Raw genomic sequence first — 15,456 nt, forward strand, 5'->3', positions numbered from 1 at the left:
AATCTCGTGACTCCGCCCAAAATTCTGGGAAAAACCCGGTTTCTGGCCACCCCTACAAACCTAAACTCAAGAAACCGGGTTTTTTACCTAATCTCCCGACTCCGCCCAAAATTTTCGTAAAAACCCGGTTTCTGGCCACCACTACTAACCTTTAATCCCAAATCTTAAATCATATTATGTCCCTAAACATTCAACAAGCCCGCCAACTCATCCAAGACTTTGACTTTAGCAACTTATTCATCCGCGAACTCGGTTGGTCAAATCCAGCTTCCCATAAAACCGCATCCTTATCAGTAGACGGCGACACCTACACCCGCAAGCAAATCGCCCAACTTTTAGGAGTAGTTGTATTTGAAATTACCGCAGCCAACGGTCAAATTCCTAATAGCACCAAAAGACTCACAATTTATCGTGAAATCGTCCAAATATCCGGCGAAAACCTCTTGATATTTGTAGACAAAAACCGCACCCAAAGCCTGTGGTATTGGGTGAAGCGAGAGGGAACAAAACTGTATCCCCGCGATCATGTATATGTCAAGCGCGAACCCTGCGATTTGCTGTTGAGTAAAATCAGCAGTTTGAAAATTTACTTAGCTGAATTAGAAACTGTTTCGGTAATTGATATTGCCCAAAGATTGCAAGCTGGACTGGATGTCGAACGAGTTACTAAGAAGTTTTTTGAAGACTTTCAAAAGCAGCACATTGAATTTTTGAAAGTTATTCAAGGCATTGACAAAGAAAGCGATAGACGCTGGTATACTTCCGTTTTGCTCAACCGCTTGATGTTTGTTTATTTCTTGCAGCGCAAAGGATTTATTGACAACGGAAAAATGCTGTATTTGCAGGAAAAGTTAGCCGCCAGCAAGCAGCGGGGAACCGATTTATTTTACTCGGAATTTCTGAACGCACTGTTTTTTGAAGGATTTGCCAAACCCCTTGATTTGCGGCAGCCTGATGCTCAAAACTTGATTGGGGAAATTAAATATTTGAACGGCGGACTGTTTCTGCAACATTCCATCGAACAAGATTATCCCAATATTGCTATCCCCGATGCTGCTTTTGAGAAAATATTTGATTTATTTGAGCGATACTCTTGGAATCTCGACGATACAGTGGGCGGGAAAGAAAACGAAATTAATCCGGCCGTTTTAGGATACATCTTTGAAAAATACATTAACCAAAAAGCTTTTGGTGCTTATTACACGCGGCCGGAAATCACCGAATATTTGTGCGACAGGACAATTAATAAACTAATTCTCGATAAAATCAACCATGCCCTTAACTCTTCTTCCCATGCCCAATCCCCCATGCCCGATGCCCAATTCCCGATTACCCGTCAATTTGAAACAATCACCGAACTCCTGACTAATTTAGACGCGAATCTCTGCCGCCGCTTGCTAGAAGAAATATTACCAAACTTAAGTTTATTAGACCCAGCTTGCGGTTCCGGCGCGTTTTTAGTCGCGGCGATGAAAACGCTAATTTACATCTATTCAACTGTCATAGCGAGCAGCATTTTTGTAGCAGACGATTACCTCAAAAACTTACTCAAACAAATAGAGTCCGAACATTTGTCGCTCAACTATTATATCAAAAAACGAATTATTAGCGACAATCTCTACGGCGTGGATATCATGCCCGAAGCCGTGGAAATTGCTAAACTGCGCTTGTTTTTAGCTTTGGTTTCGGCGGCGCACGATGTCAGCGAGTTGGAACCGCTGCCGAATATTGATTTTAATATTATGTCGGGCAATTCCTTAATTGGATTGATTCGGGTAGACGAAGCAAGATTTGATACGGTGGGAGGTTCGCTGCAAGGAAATTTGTTGCAACCTTTAGCAGCCCAGGATTATCAGAAAATTTTAGCCGAGAAGAATCAATCGATTGATTTGTACAAAAAACACGCTTTTTTGTCGGGGGAAGAAGAGGGAACTTCTCAAGAATCGCGGCTGTTAAATTTGCGGCCGCATATTGAACAGTTAAATCGGGAGTCGCAAGCTAAGTTAAATCAGTTGTTGTTGAATGACTTTATCCGGCTGGGAATTAAGTATGAAGATGTGCAGTTATCGGGGAAACCTAAGAAACGAGCTTTGACGATTGATGATATTGCAAAGTTGCAACCGTTTCATTGGGGATATCATTTTGATCGAGTGTTAGCACGGGGCGGGTTTGATGCGATTATTGCTAATCCGCCTTGGGAAACTTTTAAGCCAATTGCTAAAGAGTTTTGCTATAAATTCGATCCTAATATTGAAAGACGCAACACTAATATTAAAGATTTTGAATCAAGATTTGCTGAGCTTATCAAAAATCCTAAAATTAAGCAGCAATACTTAGAATATCAAAGCAAATTTCCTCATCTCAGTGCTTACTATCGGTGTGCTGAACAGTACAAAAATCAGATTTCAATTGTTAATGGCAAAAAAGCAGGAACAGATATTAATTTGTATAAGTTGTTTGTAGAACTATGCTTTAATTTACTTCGCGATGGTGGTGACTGTGGGATTGTGATTCCTAGCGGTATCTACACCGATTTGGGGACTAAGCAACTGCGAGAAATGTTGTTTGAGCAAACTAACGTCACGGGTTTATTTTGTTTGGAAAATCGGCACACAATTTTTGAAGGTGTTCATCGCAGTTTTAAAATTGTTGTTCTCACTTTTGAAAAAGGTGGGATAACAACCGAGTTTCCGTCGGCTTTTATGCGGCTAGATGTGCAGGAACTTCAAGGATTTCCCAATGACGAGAGTTTAAAAATTAGCGTTGAATTGGTGCGGAAGCTATCTCCTGACTCTCTGTCGGTGATGGAGTTTAAAAATCTGGGAGATATTCGGATTGCTGAGAAAATGCTCCAATTCCCTTTACTTGGTGAAAAGATTGATGGTAAGTGGAATCTGCGGCTGACTCGTGAATTTGACATGACTAATGACAGTCATTTATTTAAGCAAGAAGCGGGGAATGGGAGACTGCCACTTTATGAAGGAAAGATGATTCATCAGTTTACCCACCTATATGCCGATCCCAGATACTGGGTGGATGAACAGGAAAGTAGAAAGGCTTTATTAGGGCGAGGTGGTACTGATGACAATCAAAAATTAGATTATCAATATTACCGTTTAGGTTTTAGAGCAATTACTGGTAAGACTAATACCAGAAGTCTTATTGTCGGAGCCATTCCAAAAAATGTATTTTGTGGTAATTCCATCCTAGTATCATCCGACATGGATAAAATATCTAGCCAAGAAATTATATTAGCTCAAACAGTTTTTAATTCTTTTGTGCTTGATTTTTATATTAGACAAATGATATCTACGAATATCAATATGTTCTACATATACCAGCTACCGATGCCGAGATTGAGTGCAGGCGATAAATACTTCTGGGACATCGTACAACGCGCCGCCAAACTCATCTGCACTACGCCAGAGTTTGACGAATTAGCGGCAGAAGTCGGCTTAACTTCCCACAAAGAAGGCGCTACCGATGAAACAGAACGGGCTAAATTGCGAGCAGAATTAGACGGAATTATTGCTCACCTTTACGGCTTAACAGAAGCGGAATTTGCTCACATTCTTACCACTTTTCCGATTGTGGAAGAAACCGTCAAACAAGCAGCTTTAGAAGCTTATCGCACCTTTGCACTGAAAACCGCTTGGGGATGAGATTTCTGATTTGTCGTTGCGTGGCCGAGAAACCGGGTTTTTTACCAAGTTTGTGGGTGAAAACGCCAGATTGTCGGAAAAACCAGGTTTCTGATTTGTCGTTGCGTGGCCGAGAAACCGGGTTTTTTGCGAAGTTTGTGGGTGAAAACGCCAGATTGTGGGAAAAACCAGGTTTCTGGTTTGTCGTTGCGTGGCCGAGAAACCGGGTTTTTTGCGAAGTTTGTGGGTGAAAACGCCAGATTGTGGGAAAAACCAGGTTTCTGATTTGTCGTTGCGTGGCCGAGAAACCGGGTTTTTTACCAAGTTTGTGGGTGAAAACGCCAGATTGTCGCAAAACCCGGTTTCTGATTTGTCGTTGCGTGGCCGAGAAAATGTAACGAGTTGTAACGTATAATTAAGGCGAAGCGAACAGAGGGCAGTAGTATTAAATGCGAGTTGCGATCGCCGGAGCCGGCCTAGCAGGGTTATCCTGTGCAAAATATCTCACCGATGCGGGCCACACCCCCATCCTCTTAGAAAGTCGGGACGTACTCGGCGGTAAAGTGGCCGCCTGGAAAGATGCAGACGGCGACTGGTACGAAACCGGCCTCCACATCTTTTTTGGTGCATACCCCAATATGCTCCAATTATTCAAAGAACTTGACATCGAAGACAGGCTGCAATGGAAACAGCACTCGATGATTTTCAATCAGCCAGAAACGCCCGGAACCTATTCCCGCTTTGATTTTCCCAATATTCCGGCTCCGTTAAATGGCCTTGTGGCTATCCTCAGAAACAACGATATGCTCACCTGGGGCGAAAAAATCAGTTTCGGCCTCGGTTTGCTTCCGGCGATACTTCAGGGCCAAAAATACGTCGAAGAAATGGATAAATACTCGTTCTCCGACTGGCTGAAAAAGCAAAATGTCCCCCCCAGAGTCGAAAAAGAAGTATTCATCGCCATGTCTAAGGCGCTGAATTTTATCGACCCTCACGAAATATCTGCAACCATTCTGCTGACAGCCCTCAACCGTTTCTTGCAAGAGACAAAAGGCTCGAAAATGGCCTTTTTAGACGGTTCCCCTACGGAGAGGTTGTGCCAGCCGATGGTAGACTACATAACTGAACGCGGTGGCGAAGTTCGGCTGAATGCACCCATCAGAGAGTTTTTGCTCAACGATGACAATACGGTGCGCGGTTTCCAGATTGGTGGGATCAAAGGGGCAGAGTCAGAAGTTCTGACGGCTGATCTTTACGTTTCGGCGATGCCGGTTGATCCGCTAAAGTTGATGATGCCGAAACCTTGGGGCGAAATGAATTATTTCAAAAAGCTCGAAGGTTTGGAGGGAGTACCGGTGATTAATGTACACTTGTGGTTCGATCGCAAGCTGACAGATATCGACCATTTGCTGTTCTCGCGATCGCCCTTACTCAGCGTCTATGCCGACATGAGCAACACCTGCCGCGAGTATGCCAACCCAGACAAATCAATGCTGGAACTGGTTTTAGCACCGGCCAAAGACTGGATCGGCAAATCTGACGAAGATATTGTCGCAGCCACAATGGTCGAGTTAGAAAAGCTCTTTCCCGATCAAATCCCAGAACCGGCCAAAGTGCTCAAATATCACGTAGTCAAAACCCCACGTTCCGTCTACAAAGCCACTCCGGGCCGTCAAGAGTGTCGTCCCTCCCAAACAACTCCGATTAGTAATTTCTATCTAACGGGGGATTATACAATGCAGCGTTATCTTGCGAGTATGGAAGGTGCCGTGCTTTCTGGTAAGCTGACAGCGCAGGCTATTTCAACGGCCAATAAAAAATGAAAAATTAAGAATTTTTCATAAAGACTGGGACTGACGCACGGGCGACCAGAAACCGGGTTTTGAGCCAAAATATTTGCTTAAAACCCTCAATCTCGGTTCAAAAACCCGGTTTCTTTGTTCAGATGCGTAAGTCCTCAAGACGTAAAAGAATCTCCCGTTGTCTCAACGAGAGAATGTCAGTTCTAATCTTTAAATTTCTTATTCTCGGATGCTGCAACTGTCAAAACTCCAGTGCATGAGAACTCTGGCCTCTTTGGATGAATCCTACGAACTGTGCCGCCAAGTCACAGCGAGTTATGCCAAGAATTTTTATTTAGGCACTCAACTCATGCCCGAAGCCAAGCGTCGGGCAATCTGGGCGATTTATGTCTGGTGCCGCCGCACCGACGAACTCGTAGATGGGCCGGGTTCTGAGGCTACGACTCCTGAAACTCTAAATTTGTGGGAAAAACGTCTAGAATCGGTGTTTGCGGGCCATCCCCACGACGATTATGATGTGGCGTTGGTAGATACGTTGTCTCGTTTCCCGATCGACATTGGGCCGTTTCGAGAGATGATTGCGGGCCAACAAATGGACTTGTACCGCAGCCGCTACGAAACTTTTGAAGAGCTCAATCTTTACTGTTATCGAGTAGCCGGCACTGTGGGGATGATGTCAATGTCTGTGATGGGCGTAGACGAATCGAACTCCGCCGCTAGCTGGAATTGGCACTGGGGAAACAAAATTCCCAAAGAAGAAGCGATATCTCTCGGTATTGCCAAGCAGTTAACTAACATTCTGCGGGATGTCGGAGAAGATGCGCGTCGCGGCCGGATTTACCTTCCTTTAGAAGACTTAGCGCTGTTTAACTACACCGAAGAAGATTTATTTAACGGTGTAATTGACGAACGCTGGCGGGAATTGATGAAGTTTCAGATTCAGCGAGCTCGCAAATTATACACCAGCGCCGAACCGGGAATTAAAGTGCTCAGTCCCGATATCCGCTGGACAGTTTGGGCTGCGACGATGTTGTACAGTAAGATCTTAAATGCGATCGAACGCAATCAGTACGACGTGTTTCAGAAGCGGGCCTATGTTACCAATTCTCAGAAACTGCTGTGTCTCCCCGCAGCTTGGATGAAGTCAAAAGTGCTTTAGCAGCGGGCAATTTGGCTGGCGATTCGGCAACAGGTAAGGGGTCTTTGTCAAGTTACAAATTATGTCATGTCCAGCAAATTGCATATTAGATGTGTAGGGACGCGGCAGTGCCGTGTCCTTAACTGTCGCGTGTTAATCTAAGTCAAGTTGGTGGTGTAGTGGGTGAATTTTTCAATTGGGCGATCGCGCGATCGAGCAATTCCTTTTCCTGTTGTAGTTTTGCCTCTAAATTTTGAATTTGTTCGCGGCGGGCTTCAACTTCTACCGATCGGCGAGACAATTCTTGACTCTGCAAAGTGAGAGATTGCCGCCACTTTTCGGCGTTGTGGGCTTCTTGCTGCAAAAAATCGGGAGTAAAACCCGTTGTTAAATACTTCTGAACTAATTCTAGCACCCAGTTTGTAGCTAATTGAATATCCAAGACCTGGCTATTTTTGCCAATATCTGCTAATACTAGCATCCCTTCATTTAAAATATTTTGAGCCAAATCTGGCGGTAGCCTCAACACAGTTTCTTCAAGAAGCATAGTCCAAGTATCATCAGAATTTTGGCAAGCCAGTAATTGCAGACTTGTCTCACCTGAAATTTCCTTTTTTTGGACTTGGGCAAAATATAGCATCACGGTAATTGGGAATTCCTAATTGGTGATTGGTGATTGGTAATTTCGGCAATAACCTCAGAAACCGGGTTTCTTTCGAGATGTCTCGTGACTCAACAGAAAATTTCTCAGAAACCCGGTTTCTCACCCCACCCGTGAATGAGTGGGCTGTCATAACCTCAGAAACCGGGTTTCTTTCGAGATGTCTCGTGACTCAACAGAAAATTTCTCAAAAACCCGGTTTCTCACCCCACCCGTGAATGAGTGGGCTGTAATAACCTCAGAAACCGGGTTTCTTTCGAGATTTCTCGTGACTCAACAGAAAATTTCTCAAAAACCCGGTTTCTCACCCCACCCGCCAATGAGTGGGCTGTCATAACCTCAGAAACCGGGTTTCTTTCGAGATTTCTCGTGACTCAACAGAAAATTTCTCAGAAACCCGGTTTCTCACCCCACCCGCGACAACTGCCAACAGTCAACAGTCAACCGTCAACAGTCAACTGCCAAATAACTCCTTAAAACAACTTTAGTCGATCGCGCAAAATCTCAGCTTGTTTTTCCGATTCAGCCAAAGCATCCCTCGCGCCCTGAACCACATCAGGAGTAGCCTTATCCACAAACTTCTGATTAGTCAAACGCGCCGCAGTGTGCTTAACTTCAGCTTCCACCTTCGCCAGCTTCTTCTCCAACTTACCACGCAAAGCCACCAAATCAACCACTCCAGCCAAAGGAATCAAAACTTGGACAGTACCGACAACCCCAGCAATTGACCCCCCTTGCCCCCCCTTACCAAAGGGGGAATTAAGGGGGGGTTCTGCATCCAAACTAGCTGTCACCGTCAGATTTTCGACTTTCGCCAAATCTTTGATATAAACGCTTCCATCCAAGAGAATTTGGCATTCCTTCTCATTTTCGCTTTGCAAAATCGCCGTCACCTTCACACTCGGTTTGATATCAGAATCTGCCCGCAAATTGCGAATAGTGCGAATTGTCCCGAACAATAACTCAAACTGCTGTTCTAATTCAGGATTAATTAGCGATGTCTCTGGTTCAGGATAAGCCTGCAAAGCCAAACATTGATCGTCACCTGTTTGAGTCAGAGTGTGCCAAATCTCCTCAGTAATGTGCGGCATAAAAGGATGCAGTAGTTTTAGAATCCCTTCCAACACAAAAGCAAAAGTTTGCTGCGCTACTTTCTTAGAATTGGGTTCAGCATCTTGTTGGAGGCGAGACTTGACTAACTCAATATACCAGTCACAAAAATCGCCCCAAATAAACTCGTAAAGTCCCTTCGCCGCTTCTCCCAAACCGTAATTTTCCAAAGAAGTGCGAGTTTGTTGTACAACTTGATAGTAGCGAGAAAGAATCCAGCGATCGCTAAGGTTTGTAGTAAGGTTTGTAGTAAGGACTTCAGTCCTTCCTAAATGCGGACTAAAGTCCTCACTACGAACCTGGTTTGTAGTAAGGACTTCAGTCCTATCGCCCTGCGGACTAAAGTCCTCACTACGAACCTGAGTGAAGGGTTTACCCAACTGCTGCGGAGTCTGTCCCTCCAGATTCATCATCACAAACCGGGCTGCATTCCACAACTTATTCGTGAAATTCCGGGAAGTCTCGACTGATTTAGATTCATCAGTTTTGCGATCGTACTCCATGCGAATATTCTGCCCGGCCCCAATCACTTCCTTAACCAAAGTGTAGCGCAAAGCATCAGTTCCGTACTTCGCAATCAACAACAGCGGATCGATACCGTTATTTTTGCTCTTAGACATTTTATGACCGTTTTCATCCAACACCAAACCGTGAATGTAAACAGTCTCAAACGGCATCTTTCCGGTAAAATGTCCAGCCATCATCGTCATTCTAGCCACCCAGAAAAAGATGATATCAAAACCTGTCACTAAAGTAGTTGTCGGATAGTAAAAATCCAAATCTTTAGTTTCGTCCGGCCATCCGAAAGTTGAGAAAGGCCACAATCCAGACGAAAACCAAGTATCTAATACGTCTGGATCTCTTGCTAATTCGACATCCTTACCAAACTTAGCCTCTGCTTTTTCCCTAGCTTCAGCATCAGTTTTTGCCACCACAAACGGCGTCGTATCAGTAATTTCGCCCTTAGTTTCGCTAACAGCATACCAAGCTGGGATTTGATGTCCCCACCACAATTGCCTAGAAATACACCAATCTTTTAGCTTCACCAACCAATCGCGATAAACCTTTGTCCATCTGTCAGGAACAAACACTGGTGAGTTACTTTGATCTAAGGCTTCCAAAGCGCGTTGAGAAAGCGGATCGATCTTCACAAACCATTGCGTAGATAGCAATGGTTCGACGGGAACTTTGCCACGTTCGCTGTAGGGAACTGTATGTTTGTAATCTTCGATTTTAACTAAAACACCGTCAGATTCTAAACGTTTGATGACATTTTTTCTGGCAACAAATCGGTCTTGTCCGTTGAACTCTCCGGCATTTTCATTTAAAGTGCCGTCCTTATTCATGATATTGATAAACGGCAAATTGTGACGCTTACCCATCTCGAAGTCATTCGGATCGTGGGCGGGAGTCACCTTGACACAGCCGGTTCCGAAAGTCGCATCAACTAACTCATCGGCAAAAATGGGAATTTCGCGATTGGCGATCGGCAAAGTGACAGTTTTACCGATAAGATGCTTATAGCGATCGTCCTGTGGATTCACAGCCACCCCAGTATCGCCCAACATCGTCTCCGGCCGAGTCGTCGCCACCTCCAAATAACCAGAACCATCCGTCAAAGGATAGCGGAAATGCCACAAATGCCCTTCAACTTCCTGCTGGTCAACCTCCAAATCCGACACAGCAGACTGACTCGCCGGACACCAATTCACCAAGTAATTGCCGCGATAAATCAGTCCCTCATCGTAGAGGCGGACAAAAGCTTCTAAAACCGCAGCGGATAAACCTTCATCCATCGTAAAGCGTTCCCGCGACCAATCGACAGACACGCCCAAACTGCGGAGTTGATTAGTAATAGTATTACCAGACTCAGCTTTCCATTCCCAAGCCCGTTCTAAGAATTTTTCTCGACCTAAATCGTGGCGAGTTTTGCCTTCTGCTTTGAGTTGTTTTTCGAGAATAGTTTGAACTGCGATACTAGCATGATCCGTTCCCGGCAACCACAGAGTATTGCGTCCAATCATGCGGTGATAGCGGACGAGGACATCGATGAGGGTTTCTTCAAAAGCGTGTCCCATGTGGAGGCTGCCGGTCACGTTGGGCGGCGGAATAACGACGCAGTAGGGTTCGCCGCCTGCTTCGGGGTCTGCTTTGAAGGTTTGGTTGTCTTCCCAGTATTTTTGCCACTTGGTTTCGGTGGCGCAGGGGTCGTATTGGGGCGGTAGGTTTGCGGTCATGGTGGCTTTGGATTTGTCTCTTATCCAGATTGTGCCACATCGGGGGGGGAAGAGAAGAGTTTTTAACCGCAGAGGGCGCAGAGGGCGCAGAGGGAAGAGTGTTGCGAGGGTTTTGGGTTATTATTTTGATATTGGTTTGAGAAGAGGATGGAAGAGTGTTGGAAGAGAATCTGAATGAGTTGACTTATGCTGTGATTGGGGCGGCTATGGAGGTTCACAAGGAGTTGGGGCCGGGGTTTTTGGAAGCGGTATATGAGAATTCGTTGCGTGAAGAACTCGCTCTCCGGGGAATTCCTTTTGATCCTCAACCTACAGTGAATGTCCATTACAAGGGTGTTGTGGTTGGGGAAGGCAGATATGATATGCTGGTTGCCAACACTCTGGTTGTTGAATTAAAGTCAGTCCAAACCATACTTCCTATCCATGAAGCTCAAGTTATATCATATCTGAAAATGACTGGTCATCCTCTAGCCCTTCTCATCAACTTCAACGTCCGCTTTTTAAAAGAAGGAATCCGCCGCCTCATCCTCTCCTAACAAACCTTCTAATCCCTCTCCCCTCTGCGCTCTCTGCGCCCTCTGCGGTAAAATCCTCTTAATCTCTATTTCACCTCTTTATAATCCACAGTTTCTCTCGTTTTGCTCGAATTGTATTAAATTGTGCAACAGGTGAGGGAAGAGAAGAGTTTTTAACCGCAGAGGGCGCAGAGGGCGCAGAGGGAAGAGTGTTGGAAGAGAATCTTAATGAATTAACTTATTCCGCCGCCTCATCCTCTCCCCTCTGTGCTCTCTGCGCCCTCTGCGGTAAAATCCTCTTAATCTCTACTTCACCTCTTTATAATCCACCCCATAACTCGTATCTCTCCCCGACAGATAAGTAGTTTTCCCCGTTAAAGTCTCTAAAGTTTCTCTCGTTTTACTCGAAGTAATCGTATTCAGCGGCACTCCCAACTTGCTAGCCAAACCCGCCGCCACGCCCACGCCTTGTCCTTGATAAATATTCACTGTGGCAATTCGCCCGACTGATACCGCCATACCGACATATCCGGACGATCGCCCGACGATCGCCAAATTACTCACTTTACTAGCCAAAGCGCTCTCTATCCCAAAATTATACGTCGGCAGTGGCGGAATTCTCGAACCTAAATCCTTGACTCCGCCCCGCAAGTCGAAATCATAGGAAAAACTGCCGATCGACTTTTCAGGTAATGTTCCCCCTTGAATAATCTCCTTCCCCGTCAGCGGATCTACTACATCGCGGACATTCAATGTTTGTCTGATATAAATCTCTTCCGGGATAAACACTCTGGCATCTTTACCAGACTTCTTTTGTAGCCATTCTTGGAGGTGCGACATTTCTTTCACCATCTCGGGAGTCGGTTTTCTGCCGTTAGCTTCCATCTTCATCAATTCGTCAACTTGGTATTTAAATAAAAACCCGTTCCACGACATGGAATTATCTTTGTAAACACAAACATTGGCTTTGTCAAAGAAGAATCCTTTATCTTGAGTAAAGGGCAAGTTTCTGTCTACGTGATATGCTGCTCCTATCGCTACACTTCTGATATTGTAGCCATCTTGATACGCTTGATAGATTGGACTCAAGAAATTTCTCATCCAGAATTCTGTACTTGCTGGATCTTTATATTTGGCAATGCTTTGTTTAATCTTTTCTACTAAAGGAGTATTGTAGAGAATCTCATCTTCTATTTTGCGGAAATCTCCCATTGTTAGCCCCGTAATAGTCGGCACTACAGATACTGCTAAAGTTTCATTTTTTGATTTGATATTTTGCGATTCATATCCTGTATAATAAGATAATCCTGCTTTTCTGGCAAGTTCCGCGTCTTGAGTTACATCAATGAAAGAGTTAGCTTGAATTTTGATATTGCTCTCTTTGACTTCGGCATATTCTATTTTTTGATTGACTACATGAGGAGTAAGAGTTGAATGGGAAATAACTTTAACTCCGGCTTCCGCCAGCATTTCTTTAAGAGCTTTGTCTGCAGTTTTTGGTTCCAAGCAAGATTCAGGAACATTTGCTTTATCTAGGAATTCCCGGAAACATTGGGCGTAGGGTTGGCGGTACCAATCGGGGATTTTATCTAAATCGACGTAGCCTAAGCCGCCGCGGGTGAGTACGCCGCCTAACATTGCGGTTTCATGGTTCGATCGCACAACAGCAACTTTACCCTTTTCACCTAAAGTCTTTTTTGCCCATATAGCCGCGCATATCCCCGGCACTTCATCACCATATACTACTACATCGAACTTTTGATCCGGTGATTTCTGCGGTTCTGTGGTGGCGGGGCTGCTGGCTTTTTGTCGCAGAGTTTCGGTATCTGATGTGGCATTTGCTGGGTTTCTGTGTGTGATATCATTGGCAGCTTTTTGGAACTGCGGAGAGTCAACTAAAAGTTTTATGACTACGAAGAAGATTGCGATCGAAGCTAATTTCTTGAAAGTAAAGGGCATTTAGTTGACTCGTTGATAATTTTGGCATACCTGAAGGCGCTGTTCAGGGTTTACGCAGTTGAATATAGCACTTTTAGGTAAGTTTGGCATAACTTTCGGATGTTTGTCAGGCTGCGTGCTTGTGGTTTGAGAAGGCAAGTCGTGGCGGTGGAGGCGATCGCACTTTTGACTCTCTGACTCCCCAATTTACTGGTAATGTGATATGTAGTGGCATAAAAGGGCGATCGCGACTTAGCTCAATACTGTCTAATAATGCAGCTACCTGATTAATTTGAGAGAACCGTAAGACAATGACAAAATATATACAGATAACGATCCAAGAAATTGACCATACATCCCCCCATTTAGAAACTGTTATAGCCCTAGGTGATGCCAATAAAAAAACTCTGGGCTTTTTTACAGAAGGTGCTTTTCGCGAAAGTGCAAGAGATCGCGTGATACTTATAGCACTCAATCCTCAAAAAAATTGCATTGGCTATCTGCTTTACCGACCAGTGCGTCGCAGCAACATTATTGTTATGGTTCATCTCTGCGTCGATCCTGCATATCGCGGTCGGGGTGTTACTAAACAGCTAGTCAATTCCCTCAGCCAAAAAACTCAGAATTTTTATGGAATTCAACTCAAATGCCGTCGCGATTATGGAATAGACAGAATGTGGGAAACACTGGGTTTTATTCCTCTCAACGATCGGCCTGGAAGAAGTAAGGAGGGTAAACTGCTTACTGTTTGGTGGCTAGAACACAATCATCCTACCATATTTTCTTATGCTGCTAATCAGAAGCTTGAATCTAAACTTTGTGCAGTCATTGATACCAGCGTTTTCTTTGAATTGCATGAAGATGAAGAGCTTAAAACTACAGAATCGGATTCTCTGCTCGCTGATTGGTTGCAGGATGACTTGGAGTTGTGCATTACCGATGAAATATTTAAATCAATAAACAAAATTGATTGTGCTAGCTTAAGAGATAGCAAGCGTTGGCTGGCCAATAGTTTTACTCAGTTAGTACATAATAAAACCCGAATAGAAGGTATTTTAAATACTCTCAATCAAGTGTTTGCAAAGCAAGCTTCAACTCGCGACGTATCCCTAATAAATCAGTTAGCTATAACCATCGCTTCTGATGCTCAAGTTTTTGTCACTCGTAACATAGAAGTCTTGAATTTAGCTGATGAAATTTATAAAAAATTCACACTGGAAGTAATTAGTCCAACAAATTTAATTTTAAAATTCGATGATATTCGCACAAATGTTGAATATCAACCTGTTCGCTTGGCAGGTACATCTATAAAGCTGAAACTCATCCAGAGATTTGAACAATCTCGCTTGATTGATAGTTTTAATGCTAGTGAAAAGGGCGAAATAGAGGGAGAGTTTCAACAACGGCTGCGCCACATTATTGCTAATCCCGATAAGTTTCAATGTTATGTTTTTTTAGAAAATGAAAATACACCCCTTGCTTTAATTGTTTTTGATCGACAGCAAACTTACGAACTAAAAGTGACAATTATGCGAGTTCGTCCAGGCGCTATAGCGGCTACGCTGGCACGGTATTTGGTTTTCTATTCTATATCACTCTCAGCCGATGAAAAGCGACAATTTACCAGAATTATTGACCCCTATCTGGAAGAAACTGTTTTACAAGCTATTCAAGAAGATGCTTTTGTTCGAGTCGATAATGGGTATTTGAAGGCGAATCTTGCTGTTGCACAAACATCCACAGAACTATCTAAGTACCTTACGGAATTAGGTAAGATGGGATCAGAATATAATTTTTGCATTCAGCTCGCAGAAACTCTTACTATCAGCGAATCAACTCAAGATATAAAGACTATATCAGAGATAGAACGTCACCTTTGGCCTGCTAAAGTTATTAATGCTGACTTGCCTACATTCATTATTCCTATTCAACCCAGATGGGCAAAAGATTTGTTCGACAAAGAGTTGGCTAACCAGTACCTCTTGGAATCTCAAACTGATCTAGCACTAAGACGCGAACTGGTGTACTATAAGCGAAATAATGGCAGTCTAAAACCTGGTGTTATTGGTAGAATTTTATGGTATGTTAGCTCCGATACAGCATTTACTGGGACACAAGAGGTTAAAGCTTGCTCTAAGTTAGATGAAGTTATCATAGACAAACCAGAAAAACTATATAGACAGTTCCGCCACCTAGGTGTATATAAATTAAAAAATTTAATGACAATAGCAAACAACAAACCGGATGAAGATATTATGGCTCTAAGATTTAGTTACACCGAAATTTTCAATAAACCGCTGACATTAAAGAGGATTCGAGAAATACGGGAAAATCAAACAACGGTTCAAAGTTTATTTAAGATTTCAAAGGAACAATTCGCAATCATATATAATGAAGGAACCGCGACCTAAATA

The 15,456-nt window shown here is 43.8% G+C and carries 8 protein-coding genes; 5 read left to right on the forward strand and 3 right to left on the reverse strand.

Annotated elements, in window-relative coordinates:
• Window positions 1–176 precede the first annotated feature (176 nt).
• From QZW47_RS05440 to crtB, 3 genes are all read left to right on the forward strand, one after another.
• The gene (locus QZW47_RS05440; protein ID WP_293124808.1) at window positions 177–3,662 is read left to right on the forward strand and encodes a DNA methyltransferase; all 3,486 of its coding nucleotides are present in this window, start codon (window positions 177–179) and stop codon (window positions 3,660–3,662) included.
• Window positions 3,663–4,090: 428 nt separating this feature from the next.
• Complete coding sequence (gene pds, locus QZW47_RS05445) at window positions 4,091–5,464, forward strand: 15-cis-phytoene desaturase (protein WP_293124810.1); 1,374 nt, start codon at window positions 4,091–4,093, stop codon at window positions 5,462–5,464.
• A 208-nt stretch (window positions 5,465–5,672) separates the two neighbouring features.
• Window positions 5,673–6,602: a 15-cis-phytoene synthase CrtB gene (gene crtB, locus QZW47_RS05450; RefSeq protein ID WP_293124812.1), complete on the forward strand. Its 930-nt coding sequence runs from the start codon at window positions 5,673–5,675 to the stop codon at window positions 6,600–6,602.
• A 142-nt stretch (window positions 6,603–6,744) separates the two neighbouring features.
• On the opposite strand, the gene QZW47_RS05455 is transcribed toward crtB, so the two are convergent.
• A complete protein-coding gene (locus tag QZW47_RS05455; protein ID WP_293125063.1) occupies window positions 6,745–7,221 on the reverse strand; it encodes a hypothetical protein in 477 nt (158 codons plus the stop codon).
• A 494-nt stretch (window positions 7,222–7,715) separates the two neighbouring features.
• Window positions 7,716–10,589, reverse strand: coding sequence for a valine--tRNA ligase (locus QZW47_RS05460; RefSeq protein WP_293124814.1), 2,874 nt, complete (start codon window positions 10,587–10,589; stop codon window positions 7,716–7,718).
• A 155-nt stretch (window positions 10,590–10,744) separates the two neighbouring features.
• Between QZW47_RS05460 and QZW47_RS05465 the strand changes: the two genes are divergently transcribed.
• Complete coding sequence (locus QZW47_RS05465) at window positions 10,745–11,125, forward strand: GxxExxY protein (RefSeq protein ID WP_293124816.1); 381 nt, start codon at window positions 10,745–10,747, stop codon at window positions 11,123–11,125.
• Between the two features lie 285 nt (window positions 11,126–11,410).
• Here the strand turns inward: QZW47_RS05465 and QZW47_RS05470 are convergent, their stop codons facing one another.
• Window positions 11,411–13,063 carry an FAD-dependent oxidoreductase gene (locus tag QZW47_RS05470; RefSeq protein WP_293124818.1) on the reverse strand — a complete coding sequence of 551 codons (1,653 nt, stop codon included), beginning with the start codon at window positions 13,061–13,063 and terminating at the stop codon, window positions 11,411–11,413.
• A 290-nt stretch (window positions 13,064–13,353) separates the two neighbouring features.
• On the opposite strand from QZW47_RS05470, the gene QZW47_RS05475 reads away from it, so the two are divergent.
• Window positions 13,354–15,453 (forward strand): GNAT family N-acetyltransferase, encoded by a 2,100-nt coding sequence (locus QZW47_RS05475; RefSeq protein WP_293124820.1) that lies wholly within the window; start codon window positions 13,354–13,356, stop codon window positions 15,451–15,453.
• The last annotated feature ends 3 nt before the right edge of the window (window positions 15,454–15,456 follow it).

Source organism: Microcoleus sp. bin38.metabat.b11b12b14.051 (assembly GCF_013299165.1).
Classification (GTDB): domain Bacteria; phylum Cyanobacteriota; class Cyanobacteriia; order Cyanobacteriales; family Microcoleaceae; genus Microcoleus.

Bases quoted from the DNA above. Each gene is read 5' to 3' on its own strand.
- QZW47_RS05440 (WP_293124808.1), top strand. From the start codon at position 177: ATGTCCCTAAACATTCAACAAGCCCGCCAACTCATCCAAGACTTTGAC.
- pds (WP_293124810.1), top strand. From the start codon at position 4,091: ATGCGAGTTGCGATCGCCGGAGCCGGCCTAGCAGGGTTATCCTGTGCA.
- crtB (WP_293124812.1), top strand. From the start codon at position 5,673: ATGCTGCAACTGTCAAAACTCCAGTGCATGAGAACTCTGGCCTCTTTG.
- QZW47_RS05455 (WP_293125063.1), bottom strand. From the start codon at position 7,221: ATGCTATATTTTGCCCAAGTCCAAAAAAAGGAAATTTCAGGTGAGACA.
- QZW47_RS05460 (WP_293124814.1), bottom strand. From the start codon at position 10,589: ATGACCGCAAACCTACCGCCCCAATACGACCCCTGCGCCACCGAAACC.
- QZW47_RS05470 (WP_293124818.1), bottom strand. From the start codon at position 13,063: ATGCCCTTTACTTTCAAGAAATTAGCTTCGATCGCAATCTTCTTCGTA.
- QZW47_RS05475 (WP_293124820.1), top strand. From the start codon at position 13,354: ATGACAAAATATATACAGATAACGATCCAAGAAATTGACCATACATCC.